General features: G+C 57.4%; 13 protein-coding genes. 8 read left to right on the top strand and 5 right to left on the bottom strand.

Going from position 1 to position 15,746, the window contains the following annotated elements:
* Positions 1 to 41 precede the first annotated feature (41 nt).
* Positions 42 to 1,034, bottom strand: coding sequence for a helix-turn-helix domain-containing protein (locus HX790_RS27760; RefSeq protein WP_017137963.1), 993 nt, complete (start codon positions 1,032 to 1,034; stop codon positions 42 to 44).
* 312 nt (positions 1,035 to 1,346) lie between these two features.
* Here HX790_RS27760 and antA point away from each other — a divergent pair, with 312 nt between their 5' ends.
* The 4 genes from antA (at position 1,347) to HX790_RS27740 (ending at position 5,828) form a co-directional block, all read left to right on the top strand.
* Complete coding sequence (antA, locus tag HX790_RS27755) at positions 1,347 to 2,738, top strand: anthranilate 1,2-dioxygenase large subunit (protein ID WP_017137964.1); 1,392 nt, start codon at positions 1,347 to 1,349, stop codon at positions 2,736 to 2,738.
* Positions 2,738 to 3,229 (top strand): anthranilate 1,2-dioxygenase small subunit, encoded by a 492-nt coding sequence (gene antB / locus HX790_RS27750; RefSeq protein ID WP_056858366.1) that lies wholly within the window; start codon positions 2,738 to 2,740, stop codon positions 3,227 to 3,229. The genes antA and antB overlap by 1 nt, the downstream gene beginning before the upstream one ends.
* 116 nt (positions 3,230 to 3,345) lie before the next feature.
* Positions 3,346 to 4,353, top strand: a complete 1,008-nt coding sequence (antC, locus tag HX790_RS27745; protein ID WP_176992536.1) for an anthranilate 1,2-dioxygenase electron transfer component AntC — start codon at positions 3,346 to 3,348, stop codon at positions 4,351 to 4,353.
* A gap of 71 nt (positions 4,354 to 4,424) precedes the next feature.
* The gene (locus HX790_RS27740; protein ID WP_176992535.1) at positions 4,425 to 5,828 is read left to right on the top strand and encodes an amino acid permease; all 1,404 of its coding nucleotides are present in this window, start codon (positions 4,425 to 4,427) and stop codon (positions 5,826 to 5,828) included.
* 177 nt (positions 5,829 to 6,005) lie between these two features.
* Here HX790_RS27740 and kynA read toward each other — a convergent pair whose 3' ends face one another.
* On the bottom strand, positions 6,006 to 6,863 hold the full coding sequence (gene kynA / locus HX790_RS27735; protein WP_017137968.1) for a tryptophan 2,3-dioxygenase: 858 nt from the start codon (positions 6,861 to 6,863) through the stop codon (positions 6,006 to 6,008).
* Positions 6,860 to 7,510, bottom strand: coding sequence for an arylformamidase (gene kynB / locus HX790_RS27730; protein WP_017137969.1), 651 nt, complete (start codon positions 7,508 to 7,510; stop codon positions 6,860 to 6,862). The genes kynA and kynB overlap by 4 nt, the downstream gene beginning before the upstream one ends.
* Before the next feature lie 372 nt (positions 7,511 to 7,882).
* Between kynB and HX790_RS27725 the strand changes: the two genes are divergently transcribed.
* On the top strand, positions 7,883 to 8,227 hold the full coding sequence (locus tag HX790_RS27725) for a cupin domain-containing protein (RefSeq protein WP_176992534.1): 345 nt from the start codon (positions 7,883 to 7,885) through the stop codon (positions 8,225 to 8,227).
* Between the two features lie 105 nt (positions 8,228 to 8,332).
* Positions 8,333 to 9,583: an OprD family porin gene (locus tag HX790_RS27720; protein WP_017137970.1), complete on the top strand. Its 1,251-nt coding sequence runs from the start codon at positions 8,333 to 8,335 to the stop codon at positions 9,581 to 9,583.
* A gap of 48 nt (positions 9,584 to 9,631) precedes the next feature.
* On the opposite strand, the gene mmsB is transcribed toward HX790_RS27720, so the two are convergent.
* Together mmsB and HX790_RS27710 are read right to left on the bottom strand one after the other, a co-directional pair.
* Complete coding sequence (gene mmsB / locus HX790_RS27715) at positions 9,632 to 10,519, bottom strand: 3-hydroxyisobutyrate dehydrogenase (RefSeq protein ID WP_017137971.1); 888 nt, start codon at positions 10,517 to 10,519, stop codon at positions 9,632 to 9,634.
* A gap of 15 nt (positions 10,520 to 10,534) precedes the next feature.
* Positions 10,535 to 12,052 (bottom strand): CoA-acylating methylmalonate-semialdehyde dehydrogenase, encoded by a 1,518-nt coding sequence (locus HX790_RS27710; protein ID WP_099549421.1) that lies wholly within the window; start codon positions 12,050 to 12,052, stop codon positions 10,535 to 10,537.
* A 350-nt stretch (positions 12,053 to 12,402) separates the two neighbouring features.
* Here HX790_RS27710 and HX790_RS27705 point away from each other — a divergent pair, with 350 nt between their 5' ends.
* Positions 12,403 to 13,350 (top strand): LysR family transcriptional regulator, encoded by a 948-nt coding sequence (locus tag HX790_RS27705; protein ID WP_138449619.1) that lies wholly within the window; start codon positions 12,403 to 12,405, stop codon positions 13,348 to 13,350.
* Between the two features lie 117 nt (positions 13,351 to 13,467).
* The gene (locus HX790_RS27700) at positions 13,468 to 15,264 is read left to right on the top strand and encodes a glycosyl hydrolase family 28-related protein (protein ID WP_176992533.1); all 1,797 of its coding nucleotides are present in this window, start codon (positions 13,468 to 13,470) and stop codon (positions 15,262 to 15,264) included.
* The last annotated feature ends 482 nt before the right edge of the window (positions 15,265 to 15,746 follow it).

Below are 15,746 nucleotides of genomic sequence, written 5' to 3'. Positions count from 1 at the left end.
GAGCTGGCTTGCCTGCTCCCACAGTTTGATCTTCATACAGTTCAGAGACTGCGCAGGCGTTTGCGCTGCAGGGTTTGGCTGGGGGATTCATCGAAGAGTTTGCGGTACTCCGCCGAAAACCGACCCAAGTGGGTAAAGCCCCAGCCCAGCGCGATCTCGGAGATGGTGCGAATTGAACCATGCTCGAGGATTTCCTGGCGCACGACACCCAGTCGGTACTTCTTCAAATACGCCATCGGCGACAGCGCAAAGTATTTACGAAACGCATCGAACAGCTTGAACCGCGACACACCCGCAGCCGCTTCCAGGTCTTCCAAATGGATCGCCTCGCGGGCGTTGTCGTGGATGTATTGCCGCGCCCGAATCAGGTAATGCGGCAGCTTCACGCCGAGCACGTCGCGCAATTCTTCTGAATAGTTGTTCGGCTGGGCCAGGATCAAACCCTTGATCAACGAGCTTTCCAGATCCCGCGTAAACGCCGCCTGCTCATACAACTCGCTGCTGCACTCAAGCTCCGCAATAAAGTAGCGCGCCATGCGCCACCACGATGCCGAAGCACCGTCCACCGCATCCATCACCGACTCAAACCGCAGTGGCGCTTCAATCGGCCGTTGCAGCAACCCTTCCAGCGACTCACTCATCGCCGCCCGCGTAATCACCACCTGCAACTTGCGACAATCACCGGAAATCGCCAGCACCTGATGCTCGTTAGGCGACAAAATCACGCCTTGGTCACGGTTGGAACTCAGGCGCTCGCCGTTCTTGCTCAATTCCTGCTCGCCCACCAACGGCAGGCTCAGGCTGTAGCTGCTGAAGTGCTCGGCGTCTTCGATATCAATGGTCACATCGGTGCCGTACTCGATCACGCCCAAGGTGGTGGCGCGGGACTTGAACACATTGGCGCTGTGGTGAAAACGCAGGCGCTCGGGCGTGCTTGTCGCCAGGCGGTGCGGCCCGCAGATGCCGGACATCCAGCTGCAGGCGCCCTCCAGGTCGAAGCGTTGAATATGGATTTCGCGTGTATGGCTACTCATCAGGGGCACCCACGGCGGTTAGGCGGTTGCGCGCTCTGGCGGCGCGTCGTTGGCAATCGACAGCAAGTTCTACGCCACGCCCGCCTGAATGCAACCGGGTGGATAGCAAGCGTCGACTATGTGGATAAGCCGCAGGCATTTGCGACCTTCCCTTGGTATGACAGTAGCGCATGGCGTCACCTGGGCGCACTGAACTGGGTATTTGCTGCCCAATTTTGCGGCCTGCCTTCACCCATTAAGCGGATAGCCCGCGCCCTGCCCCACTGCCTCTAATACCCCACCGATTAGCCCCTATCTAAAAAGGTGCCTCCCATGAGTGGTGCAAGAAGCGTCGAGCAGTGGAAAACGTTTATCGAAGGTTGCCTGGACTTTCGGCCGGTGGATGAAGTGTTTCGCATCGCCCGCGACATGTTCACCGAGCCCGAACTGTTCGACCTGGAGATGGAACTGATCTTCGAAAAAAACTGGATCTACGCCTGCCACGAAAGTGAACTGGCCAATAACCACGACTTCGTGACCATGCGCGCCGGGCGCCAGCCGATGATCATCACCCGCGACGGCGAAGGCCAACTCAATGCGCTGATCAACGCTTGCCAGCATCGTGGCACCACACTGACCCGCGTCGGCAAGGGCAACCAATCGACCTTTACCTGCCCGTTCCACGCCTGGTGCTACAAGAGCGACGGCCGGCTGGTGAAGGTCAAGGCGCCGGGCGAGTACCCGGAAGGTTTCGACAAAGCCACACGCGGCCTGAAAAAAGCCCGTATCGAAAGCTACAAGGGCTTTGTGTTCATCAGCCTCAACGTGCAAGGCACCGACAGCCTGGAAGACTTCCTCGGTGACGCCAAAGTGTTCTTCGACATGATGGTCGCGCAGTCGGCCACCGGTGAGCTGGAAGTGTTGCCGGGCAAATCCGCCTACACCTACGACGGCAACTGGAAACTGCAAAACGAAAACGGCCTGGACGGTTATCACGTCAGCACCGTGCACTACAACTACGTCGCCACGGTGCAGCATCGTCAGCAGGTGAATACCGAAAACGGCAGCGCGTCCGCCAGCACACTGGACTACAGCAAACTCGGCGCCGGCGACGCGAATACCGATGACGGCTGGTTCGCCTTCAACAACGGCCACAGCGTGCTGTTCAGCGACATGCCCAACCCCAGCGTGCGCTCGGGCTACGCCACCATCATGCCGCGCCTGGTGGAAGAACACGGCCAGCAGAAAGCCGAGTGGATGATGCACCGCCTGCGCAACCTGAACATCTACCCGAGCCTGTTCTTTCTCGACCAGATCAGCTCGCAGCTGCGCATCATCCGCCCGGTGGCGTGGAACAAGACGGAGATCATCAGCCAGTGCCTGGGCGTGAAAAACGAGTCGGATGCCGACCGCGAAAACCGCATTCGCCAGTTTGAGGATTTCTTCAACGTATCGGGCATGGGCACGCCGGATGATCTGGTGGAGTTTCGCGAAGCCCAGCGCGGTTTCCAGGGCCGCCTGGAGCGCTGGAGCGATATCTCACGGGGCAGCCATCGCTGGGAAACCGGCCCTACGCCGAACAGCGAAGCCATCGGCATTCAACCGGCCATGACCGGCACCGAATTCACCCACGAAGGCCTGTATGTGAACCAGCATCGCAACTGGCAGCAATTTCTGCTCAAAGGCCTGGACCAGCAAGCGCTGACACTGCGGGAGGTGAAGTGATGGATGCCCAATTGCAGTACCGGATCGAGCAATTCTTCTACCGCAAATCCGAGCTGTGCGACGCCCAGGACTGGGACGCCTATGTGCAGCTGTTCGACCCGCAGAGCGAGTTTCACTTGCCGCAATGGGACTCGGAGCACGTGTACACCCGCGACCCCAAACGCGAAATGTCGCTGATCTACTACGCCAACCGTTCGGGCCTGGAAGACCGCGTGTTCCGTTTGCGCACCGGCAAGGCGGCGTCGGCCACGCCGATGCCGCGCACCTTGCACTTGATCAATAACGTGCGGATCGCCGAGCAGGCAGACGGCACGCTGGAGGTGAAGCTGAACTGGCACACGCTGTTCTATCGCCTGGCCACCTCAGAGCAGTTTTACGGGCCTGCCACTTACCACCTCAAGCCGGATGGGGACAGCTGGCTGATCACCCGCAAGCACGCACTGTTGCTCAACGACACCATCAACTCGGTGCTGGATTTCTATCACCTCTAATACAACACACCACCCACTGTGGCGAGGGAGCTTGCTCCCGGTTGACCGGGCTGGCGCTCCAGTGCGCAGCGGGAGCAAGCTCCCTCGCCACAGGTTATGCGCGCGGAGAACAACATATGAATCACAAAGTGGCCTTCAGTTTTGCCGACGGAAAGACCCTGTTTTTCCCGGTAGGCGCGAATGAAATCCTGCTGGATGCGGCATTGCGCAACGGCATCAAGATCCCGCTCGATTGCCGCGAAGGCGTGTGCGGCACCTGCCAGGGTCGTTGCGAGTCCGGCGATTACACCCAGGATTATGTCGACGACGAAGCCCTCTCCAGCCTCGACCTCAAGCAACGGAAGATGCTCAGTTGCCAGACGCGGGTGCAGTCCGACGCTACGTTCTACTTCGATTTTGATTCGAGCCTGTGCAACGCGCCGGGGCCGGTACACGTGCGCGGCAAGGTCAGCGAAGTGCAGCAGGTGTCGGCCAGCACCGCGATTTTGCAGGTGACCCTGGACAACCCGCTGGACTTCCTGCCCGGCCAATACGCCCGCCTGGCGGTGCCCGGCACCGACAGTTGGCGTTCGTACTCCTTCGCCAACCGGCCGGGTAATCAACTGCAGTTTCTGGTGCGCCTGCTGCCCGATGGTGTCATGAGCAACTACCTGCGCGAGCGCTGCCAGGTCGGTGATCAAGTGCTGATGGAGGCGCCATTGGGTGCCTTCTACCTCAGGCATGTCACCCGGCCGCTGATACTGGTGGCCGGCGGCACTGGCTTGTCGGCCTTGCTGGGTATGCTCGATGAGCTGGCTGCCAACGGCTGCAACCAGCCGGTCCACTTGTATTACGGCGTGCGCGGGGCCGAGGACTTGTGCGAAGCACAACGCATCGAAGCCTACACCTCGACAATCCCCGACTTTCGCTACACCGAAGTGCTCAGCGCCCCGTCACCCGAGTGGCCTGGCAAACGCGGTTACCTCACCGAACATTTCGACCTGGCCGAATTGCGGGACAGTTCGGCCGATATGTACGTATGCGGCCCCCCTCCAATGGTCGAATCCATCCAACAATGGCTGGCGGATCAGGCACTTGATGGCGTTCAGCTGTATTACGAAAAGTTTACGCAGAGTAATATCTGACCCTCAGCAGTTCTGAGGGGCTGATGCGGCGTGCACTCACCCTCAAGAAAAACAAGTAGAAGGGAATGTTAATGGCGGATGACATGGTTAACCCGGTGGGCCTCAAGCGTGGCCTGAAGAACCGGCACATTCAGCTGATCGCCTTGGGAGGGGCGATTGGCACAGGGTTGTTCCTTGGCTCGGCCGGGGTGCTCAAGTCGGCGGGGCCGTCGATGATCCTGGGCTACGCGATTGCCGGTTTCATCGCGTTCCTGATCATGCGCCAGCTTGGCGAGATGATCGTCGAAGAGCCGGTGGCCGGCTCCTTCAGCCACTTCGCCCACAAATACTGGGGCGGCTACGCAGGCTTTCTGGCCGGCTGGAACTACTGGGTGCTCTACGTGCTGGTGGGCATGGCCGAACTGACAGCCGTGGGCAAATACATCCAGTTCTGGTGGCCGGAGATTCCGACCTGGGTCAGCGCGCTGGTGTTCTTTGTCGCGGTCAACCTGATCAACACCCTCAACGTGAAGTTCTTCGGTGAAGCCGAGTTCTGGTTCGCGATCATCAAGGTCGTGGCGATTGTCGGCATGATCGTGCTCGGCTGTTACCTGCTGTTCAGCGGCACCGGTGGCCCGCAAGCCTCGGTGAGCAACCTGTGGAGCCACGGCGGGTTCTTCCCCAATGGCGGCATGGGGCTGTTGATGTCCATGGCCTTCATCATGTTCTCGTTCGGCGGCCTGGAGCTGGTGGGTATCACCGCAGCCGAGGCCAGCGAGCCGCGCAAAGTGATCCCCAAAGCCATCAACCAGGTGGTCTACCGCATCCTGATTTTCTACGTCGGCGCGCTGACCGTGCTGCTGTCGCTGTACCCGTGGGACCAACTGCTGCAAACCCTCGGCGCGTCGGGCGATGCCTACGGCGGCAGCCCGTTTGTACAGATCTTCTCGCTGATCGGTAACGACACCGCCGCGCACATTCTCAACTTCGTGGTGCTGACCGCGGCGCTGTCGGTGTACAACAGCGGCGTGTACTGCAACAGCCGCATGCTGTTCGGCCTGGCCGAGCAAGGCGATGCGCCCAAAGCGCTGATGAAACTCAACAAACAAGGCGTGCCGATTCGCGCCCTGGCCATTTCGGCGCTGGTGACGATGCTGTGCGTGGTGGTCAACTACGTCGCGCCGCACAGTGCGCTGGAACTGCTGTTTGCGCTGGTGGTTGCCTCGCTGATGATCAACTGGGCACTGATCAGCCTCACCCACATCAAGTTCCGCAAGGCCATGGGCGAGCAAGGCGTGACGCCGTCGTTCAAGACCTTCTGGTTCCCGTTCAGCAACTACCTGTGCCTGGCGTTCATGGTGATGATCATCAGCGTGATGCTGGCGATTCCGGGGATTAACAACTCGGTGTATGCGATGCCGGTTTGGGTGGGGATTATCTACATTGCCTACCGGTTGCGGATTAGAAAAAGCAACGCGGTAGTGAACGCACGGTGATCCCTGTGGGAGCCGGGCTTGCCCGCGATGGCGGTGGGTCAGTCAGTGGATGAGCTGGCTGACAGACCGCTATCGCAGGCAAGCCAGCTCCCACATGAAGCGGACGCAGAGCGTCCAAAGCGGCATTCCCACGCAGAGCGTGGGAACGATCAGCCCCGGGATTCCGGGGCTTTTTGTTTAGAGCGTGGAACGCACTCGCCACAGTTCGGGGAACAGCACGGTGTCGAGCATCTTGCGCAAATAACCCACGCCTTCCGTGCCACCGGTGCCGGGCTGGAAGCCAATGATGCGCTCCACCGTGGTCACATGCCGAAAGCGCCACTGGCGGAATGAGTCTTCCAGGTCGATAAACTTCTCGGCCAACTGATACAAATCCCAATACCGACTCGGGTCGCGATACACCTCGCGCCACGCCGCCTCCACGGACTCATCGTGAACCGTGGCCGCCGTCGGGTCGCGTTCGGCGCGCTTGGGGTCAATCGCCAACCCGGCTTTAACCATCAGATTAATCGCCTCGTCGTACAGCGACGGCGTGGCAATCGCCACTTTCAACTCGTTCAACAATTCTGGCCGATGCGCGTGCGGCCGCAACAGCGCTGCGCTTTTATTGCCAAGGATAAATTCGATCTCACGGTACTGGAACGACTGGAACCCCGACGACTGCCCCAGAAACGGGCGAATCGCCTTGTACTCCGACGGCGTCATGGTCGCCAGCACGGCCCAGGCATGCACCAGTTGATCGAAGATCCGTGACACTCGCGCCAGCATCTTGAATGCCGGCGGCAACTCGCCCAGGCGCACGTGCTCGCGGGCGGCCTTGAGTTCGTGGAGCATCAGTTTCATCCACAGCTCTGAAGTCTGGTGCTGGATGATAAAGAGCATTTCGTTGTGATCGGGCGATAGCGGGTGCTGGGCGCTGAGGACTTTGCCCAGGTCCAGGTAGTCGCCGTAGCTCATGGACTCGGAAAAATTCAGTTCGGCGTTATGCCATTCTTCCGGCGGCTGGTAATCAGGTGAAAAGGGACACTGGCTCATCGCGTGGGCTCCTTGAGCGGGCGGAGAATGGCACGGACGGGGCTGGCGTCCAGGTTGGCAAAACGCAACGGCAGCGCGATCAACTCATAGTCGCCCTCCGGTACATCATCAAGCACGATGCCTTCGAGAATCGCCATGCCATGGCGGGCCACGGCGTTGTGCGAATCCATGGTCTTGGACTGTTGCGGGTCCAGGGACGGTGTGTCGATACCGATCAGACGCACGCCCAGGCTGGCGAGCAGCTCAATGGTTTGTGGTGCGATGGCGGTGAAGTTCGAGTCCCACTCGGTCAGCGGTGCTTGTGGATAAGTGCGCAGTAGCACACGCTCAGGCAAGTTATCCACACGCCCTTGCAACTGATGCGGCTGCACCAGCGCGCCGCTGCCCAGGCAATGCAACACCCGGCACGGACCCATGTACACATCCAGCGACACCTCGCCGATCGGCGCACCGTCGGCGCTGTAATGCAGCGGCGCGTCCACATGGGCGCCAGTGTGCGGCGAAAACGTCACGCGGCCCACATTCACCGGGCACTCCGGGCCAAACTGCCACACGCGCTCTTCCTGGAACGGCGTATCGCCCGGCCAGGTCGGCGTCGCCGTGCTCAAGGGCGGGCTGATATCCCACCACGTTTTTATTGGGTTCATTGCAAGGCTCTCACTCGTTCTTGGGTGAATGATACGAGGGCCAGCCGTGCATTTTCTTGCTAATTCCTGCGCAACACGGGAAATTTTTCGCAGTTACTGCGGGGAAATAGCGCTTTACCGCACAAACCTATCACTCAAGAGCGCCTCCTTTCCCTGTGGGAGCCGGGCTTGCCCGCGATGACGGCGGCACAGCTGCATCTCCAGTACCTGACACTCCGCTATCGCGGGCAAGCCCGCTCCCACATGGACTGCACAGTGTCTGAGAGATCGCATTCGGCTGCGCTTCTGGGCATCCCGATGTCGAGTTCAGACCACTGACACAACGCCCAAGGCCTTAGGGTTCATCTTTCCCTTCCCTGCCTCGGAGCCATCATGTCCAAGCCCATCACCGTACTGCGTGACACCCACCCGCTACCTATCCTGGATGCCTGCAAATGGGAAAAGCTCGAGGGCGACCCGCACACCGTCAACCTCAACGCCTACACCAGCGAAGACGGCAGCAAGATCATGGGCACCTGGATCTGCACGCCGGGCAAGTGGTACGTGGAATACGTAAAGTGGGAATATTGCCACTTCCAGGAAGGCTACTGCGTGATCACACCAGAAGGCATGGAGCCGATTCACTTGCGGGCTGGGGATATCTTTGTGGTGGAACCCGGTATGAAGGGCACGTGGGAAGTGGTCGAGACCGTGCGTAAGTATTTTGTGTTTGCATAAGCAGCATCAGATAAATCCTTGGCCTGCTTCAGTTTTTCCCTAGCGTGAGTCCGGCCCCTTTAAAGCACCCTGCGATGAGTCTTCCCACTCACGCAGGCTGCCCAATTGAACGTCCTGACCAAAGTATGTGTGTTAAACATCTGTGTTTTTCTCGCACCCTCTGCCCTCGCTGACTTCATCAGTGACAGCACCGGCAAGCTTGAGCTGAAGAACTTTTACTTCAACCGTGACTACCGTGAGCCCAATGCCACGCAGTCCAAGCGCGAAGAATGGGCACAAGGTTTCGCGTTGCAAATTGAGTCCGGGTACACCGAAGGCACCGTGGGTGTTGGCGTCGATGTCCTCGCCATGGCGGGCTTCAAGCTTGATTCAAGTGCAGACCGAACCCGCTCCGGCTTATTGCCGGTGCGTCAATCCGGCAAAGCCGAAGACAGCTATGGCGAAGCCGCTTTTACGGCAAAATTCAGGGCTTCCCAAACGACGCTGAAAATCGGTGCGCTGGCCCCACCAGCGCTACCGATACTGGAAAAAAACGTCGGCCGCTTGCAGCCGCAGCTTTTCAAGGGCGCGCACCTGCGCTCCCAGGAACTCAAAGACCTGACGCTGGACGTGGGCAGAATTACCCACGTCAACCAGGTCGACTCAACCAACTATGAAGCGTTGGCGGTCGCCACCGGCGCACGCAGGAATATCGTGGTTCGTGGGAAGAATCAATCGAATGCATTCGACTTTGCAGGCGGTAGTTACGCCGTCAACAAACAACTCACCGCCAGCTACTACTACAGCACGCTGGACAACCTCTACACCCAGCACGCGGGCAGCCTTCAACATACCTATCCAGTTGCCGAGGACCAAAGCCTGAAAAGTGAATTGCGTTACACGCGCTCTCTCGATAACGGCCAAACCAACATCGACAACACCGCAGTGGGTGCGATGCTGACCTACGCATGGGGGGCGCATAAATTGGGTGGGGCCTACCAAACCATGTCAGGCAACACAGGCCACGCAGCTGTAAGAGGAAGCTATCCCACACTGGTGAATTTTCTGCAGTACAGCGACTTCGCCAATAAGGATGAAAAATCCTGGCAAGTACGCTACGACTACGACTTCACCGCGCTGGGCGTTCCCGGCCTTTCCATGTTCACGCGCTATGCATCGGGCAGCAACGTCGACCGAGGGCCGGGCCGTTCGGACGGGCGTGAGTGGGAACGGGATATCGATGTGAGCTATGCCTTCCAGAATCCGACCCTGAAAAACGTCAAAGTCCGCTTACGCAACGCAATGATGCGCTCCAACTTTGAAAGCGATATAGACGAAACACGCTTGATCGTCAGCTACGAAAAGCCACTGTGGTAACCGGCAAAAACCCGAGAGCCCGCCCGACGCGGGCTCTCGGAAACGCCCCTACTTGGGTTTGCGATAGCTGTTGATGATCGCCGAGAAGTCTTTACCCCCTTCCCCACGCTGACTCATCGATTGATACAACTGCTGGGCCACGGCGCCGAGGATTACCGGTTGCTTGGCCTGGCGTGCGGCTTCGGTGGCCAGCCCCAGGTCCTTGAGCATCAGGTCGGCGCCGAAACCACCGGTATAGCCACGGGACGACGGCGCAGTTTCAATCACGCCCGGCCATGGGTTGTAAGTGTCGGAACTCCAGCAGCGCCCGGTGGAGCTGTTGATAATCCCGGCCAGCACTTGCGTGTCGATGCCCAGCGCATCGCCCAGGGCCATGGCCTCGCTGACGCCGACCATGCTGATGCCGAGCAACAGGTTGTTGCAGATCTTGGCGATCTGGCCGGTGCCGACATCGCCACAATGCACGATATTGCGGCCCATCTGCGCCAGCACCGGTTGCAGGGTGGCGAACAGTTCCGGGGTAGCGCCGACCATGAAGGTCAGCGTCCCGGCTTGCGCGCCACCCGTGCCGCCGGAGACGGGTGCGTCGGCCACCACCACGCCTTGTTTTGCCGCCGCCGTGGACACATCGCGAATGGTTTGCGGGTCAATGGTGCTGCAATCCACCGCCGGCACGCCTTTGCCGATGCCAGCAAGCACGCCATCTTCATTCAGCCACACGCTGCGCACATGGGCAGCGGCCGGCAGCATGGTAATCACCAGCTCCGCGCCGCTGGCCGCATCACGCGGCGAGTCGCTGATGGTGCCGCCCAGTTCGGCCAACTCCTTGAGCACTGTCTGGTTCAAATCAAACAGGTTCAGCGCATGGCCAGCCTTGATCAGGTTGCGGGCCATGGGCGCGCCCATGTTGCCCAGGCCGATAAATGCAATCTTCATGATCGTCTCCCCAAATCAGCGCAGGTTGATGGTGGTGTTGACGCCATCGTTGACCGTGTCGTCATCGAACCAGCGGCTGGTGACGGTTTTGGTCTGGGTGTAGAACTGCACCACTTGCTTGCCATACGGGCCGAGGTCGCCGAGCTTGGAACCGCGCGAACCGGTGAAGCTGAAGAACGGCACTGGCACCGGAATCGGGATGTTGATACCGACCTGGCCTACATCGATTTCGCTCTGGAACTTACGCGCTGCCGCACCGCTTTGGGTGAACAAGCCGGTGCCGTTGCCGAACGGGTTGGCGTTGACCAGCGCGATGGCCTCATCCAGCGTGGCGACTTCCAGCACCACCAGCACCGGGCCGAAGATTTCCTGGGTGTAGATCTGCATATCAGTGGTCACGCCCGAGAACAGGGTCGGGCCGACGAAGTTGCCGTGTTCGAAGCCCGGCACCTTGATGTCGCGGCCGTCCAGCTCCAGCTTGGCGCCTTCTTTCACGCCGCTTTCGATCAGTTCCAGAATGCGCGCCTTGGCGCGTTTGGAGATCACCGGGCCGACATCCGTGCCCGCTTCACTGCCAGCGTTAACCTTGAGTTTTTGCGCCAGCGCTTTCAAATCCGGCAGCCACTGCTTGGCCGCGCCCACCAGCACCACCACCGAGGTGGCCATGCAACGCTGGCCTGCCGCGCCGAAACCGGCACCGACCAGCGCATTCAAGGTGTGTTCGCGGTTGGCGTCCGGCAGCACCACGGCGTGGTTCTTGGCGCCCATCATCGACTGCACGCGCTTACCGTGTTTGCCGGCCAGGTCGTACACGTGGGTACCAACGGCGGTCGAACCGACGAAAGAAACTGCCTTGATATCTTTATGGGTGCACAGCGCATCCACCACATCCTTGCCGCCGTGCACCACGTTGAGCACGCCGGCCGGCACACCGGCTTCCAGCGCCAGTTCTACCAGCAGCATCGTCGACAGAGGGTCTTGTTCGGACGGTTTGAGCACGAAAGTGTTACCGCAGGCAATCGCCATCGGGAACATCCACAGTGGAATCATCGCCGGGAAGTTGAACGGAGTGATGCCTGCGCATACGCCGATGGGCTGACGCAGGGTGTAGGTGTCGACGCCACCGGCGACGTTTTCAGCGAATTCGCCCATCTGCAAGGTGCCGATGGAGCACGCGTGTTCAACCACTTCCAGGCCACGGAAAATATCGCCTTCGGCGTCGGCAATGGTCTTACCCTGCTCGGCGCTCAGGACTACGGCGATGCGCTTGGAATGTTCGCGGATCAAGGCTTGCAGCTTGAGCATGATGCGCATGCGTGCGCCGATCGGCGTGAGCTTCCAGGTTTGAAAAGCTTGATGGGCAGCGTCGATGGCGGCGTTGACTTCATCGGCGGTGGCGAAAGGGACTTTGGCCAGCACCTCTTGAGTGGCCGGGTTGACGATGTCTTGCCAGTGGGTGGTCTTGGATTCGACCCATTCACCCTTGATCAGCAACTTGACCTGTTGCACGGAAATATCGGCAGAAGCGTTCATGTGGTCTCCAAATCTTATATTTGTGCAGAGAACCAAGGCCAGGGGTGTGCTCTCAATAGCTGACGGTCGCGCCTGCGTCCCAGCGTAAATCCGGTTCATCCCTAACACTTTCATTTGGGACTTGGCCCTGCGGGTTGGAGCTGTGATCGCGCCAGTCTGCGTTGCGGGACTTGAAGAGGCAGAAGCATCCTCTTCGTCCCGCGCCTTGCCTGACACAATCACAGCTCCAACGCGATCCGCCATCTATTGAGAGCACACCCCTATCGCCTTGAAGAATGAGGCGTTCGGACTGTTTTTGGAGTATAGATGTGCAAATCTCTAATAAGAACGCACATAAAAGCCGGTCCAATATGCAAAAAAACATCACGTCGCTAGGCTCCCTGAACTGGGATGACCTGAAGTTTTTCCTCGAAGTGGCCCGCACCCGCAAGGCCAGCGTCGCCGCCAAGCGCCTGGCGGTGGACTACACCACCGTGTCGCGGCGCATCAGTTCGTTGGAAGTGTCGCTCGGCACATTGCTGTTCGAAAAATCCCGGACCAACGGCTTCGTGCTCACCACCGAAGGCCAGCGTTTGCTGGGGTATGCGGAGTCCATCGAAAGCACGCTGCACATGGCCTGCGAGCAGGTGTCCGGCTCTGGCGTGGCGCTGTCCGGGCATGTGCGCATGGGCTGCACCGAAGGTTTCGGCAGCTTTTTTGTCACGCCGCAGCTCAGCCACTTTGTCGACACTTACCCGGCAATCTCGGTGGATATTTTGCCCCTGCCCCACTTCATCAGCCTGTCCAAGCGCGAAGCCGACATAGTGATCGCCCTGGAACGCCCGGAACACGGGCCGTATGTGTGCTGCAAACTGTGCGACTACAAACTGCAGCTGTACGCGACCCAGGACTACCTCGACCAACACCCGCCGATCCGCAAACCGGCGGATTTGGCCGAGCATCCGTTTATCAGCTATGTGGATGATCTGGCGTTCAGTTCGGAGCTGTTGTACCTGGCCAATGTGGTGCCCGGCGCCAGCGCGAGTTTGCGCAGTACCAGCGTGATCGCGCAGTACGTGGCGGCGCAGCAGGGCCGGTCGATGGCGATATTGCCGTGCTTTCTGGCGGCGCAGGATCCACGGTTGTTGCCGGTGCTGGGCGAGCAGATTGCGATAACGCGGCAGTTTTGGATGTATTGCCGGGAGGATTTGCGGAAGCTGAAGCGGATTACGCTGTTGTGGGATTACATCAGGGAAGTGACGGAGCAGAACGCGGGGTTGTTGATGGGAACGACAAGGGAGATGAAGTTTTCGGACTGAGGTGCGCAGTTGATCTTGCTCGAAGCAATATATAGGTGACACATAACGAGCTTTCTTCTTGTTTACTCAAGAAAGGTTGCTTTATATTCAATATCAAATTACTACAGGATGTATAGCATGACAGATTCATCTGTTTTTTCTCCAAATGGAGAACCAGGCTCCCTAGAACCACAAGGCACCCCAGGAACTTCAGAGTCACTAAATGTCATTCTGCCCAGTAAAAGCGCAACTGCTATTCGCCAATTGTCTAATACCGGCGCACCGTACGCTCGTACATTTGACTATGGTACGACTTCCTTTACGGGTGGCGGTGGCGTAGATTATCAACTGGATCCAACCGATACTGTTTCCGCTGATAATGGAGGAACAATCCTGGTTAATCCAACCGATGGTGGACGGTGGAAAGCGTCGAGTCTTCCTTTCTACAATCCACGTCAGTTCGGTTGCAAAGGTGATGGAAAAACAGACGATACAGTTGCATTTCAAAACTGCATTAACGCTGCAATAACAGCCGGTATTGAAATCCGTATCCCTTCCGGCAAATACCTTATTAGCAAAACTCTAAACTTTGATCTTAGTGGTTCCACCGAATTCACTGACACCCGCAAAATCGATATGCGCGGAAGCGGCATCCAAACGTGCCGCTTTGAATTTACGGGCACCGACGCTTGTATAAAGGTTACTGGCGGCACCGGTTCTGGAGCAATCCCATCGCAAATGTTTCAAGTATTTTCCGGATTCGCCATTAAGGGCAATCAGGTATCTGGATCTATTGGCTTTTACCAAGACACTTGCCAGCATATTTTCATGCAAGACATTGAACTCACCCTGCTGGATTTTGGTTTAAAGCTTCTGGATGCGGACTTCTCTTCATTTCAAAAAATTATTATCCATTGGAATAACAGAGGGCTTATTGCTGAACAGCGTAGCCCTAGGCTTATCAATAGTACAGCCCCCAATGGACTTGACTTTATTGGCTGCCAAATTGCTGGCAATAAAACGTATGGTGCCGCCTTTGTTAAAGGTTCTTGCATTAACTTCTACGGCGGGGATATAGAAGGTAACGGAATCGATGGAGACGGTAAAGGTTTCGGCCTATTGTTCCAGGACTGCGGTGTGCAAGGTGGCGTAGGTGCTAACCTTAACGGCGTCTACTTTGAGCAGAACAATGGTATTGCTGATGTGTGGGTAAGCGCGAGCAATGCACCGGATGCTACTTTAAACCCTAACCATTGCGTTCACAATATAGACTCTTGCTCATTCAACAGAGTCAGCGATAAAAACTTCACCATCACTAACATCTTTGCTACGTTCACGTCTTCTGTTGCTGGTAAGCAGAAGCTGAATGTGCGTTCATCTGGCTTTAAAGGGTATGGGAATTACGCTGCATCCAGTGGCCGCCCTTATATTAAATTCGGCCTTGACAACATGAACGCCTATAACTTTCACGCTGAAGGCAACCTCTTCCAAGATGATATCGAAGCCATTCCACAACAAGAGCACTTCAGTTGTGTGATAGGTCTAAATACTAAGCAATCAATTACTCAGGGCGTGCTGACCGATGTCGATTTCACTGCGGCCATTTTTGATCCAAGCGCCCTACACGATCCAACACACGCAACTTACATCACCGCCCCTATCACCAATAGGTACACGGTAACTGCCAACGCCAACTTTACTGCCAACTCAATTGGCACAAGATTAATTAGAGTCAACGTGAATGGCGTGGAGGTAATGAATGAATCTAAAAATGCTACCGGAGGTGGAAACAACACTTACCTCGGCTTAACCGTTGAACTTTCTTTAAATAAAGGAGACCAGGTAAGTATGCAAGTATTCCAAGATACATCCACCGCACTTGATTTACTTGTATCTTCTACTCGATTGAGTTTTAAGAGTGCCTCTCCCACTTAAGGTCAAGTGACAATAGGCTTGCCACTGAAAACCTCGAGGGCTGGCTTGCTTTTTTATAGACATAAGCGCAACTGCTCGAAAGAACTCAGGGGCAAGGTGGAACAAACTGATGGCAACCATGCTTATTTAACCATCGACCTATCAGACTCTCTTAGAAAAAATGGACGATGTGGATCTCACTGTCACCGCACAAAAAGGTGCGGTTATGCCTATAGTGATACTGCTTGGTGAGAAGAGCAAGCGAAGTAGGAATACGCGTCGCTTAGCAAAGAAACGCGGAGGTTGTGGTCCTGCGGATTAAAAGGCCATCAGCGAAGATTCGCTTTAATTTGCAGGACATTTCCTAGAGACTCTCTACCCTATTGCGCCTTACCGTTTGGGTCACTAGCCTCCTGACTTCGCTGCTCATCAGCGATCGGGTTTAGCGACTCGGATTAGTTGGGATGTGATGCCAAAGTATTGCCAGGCTTCTTGCCTGTCTT

The organism is Pseudomonas sp. IPO3747 (assembly GCF_013385245.1).
Classification (GTDB): domain Bacteria; phylum Pseudomonadota; class Gammaproteobacteria; order Pseudomonadales; family Pseudomonadaceae; genus Aquipseudomonas; species Aquipseudomonas edaphica.
The sequence above is the reverse complement of the archived record's forward strand: the minus strand, read 5'-3'. Positions and strand labels throughout refer to the sequence as shown.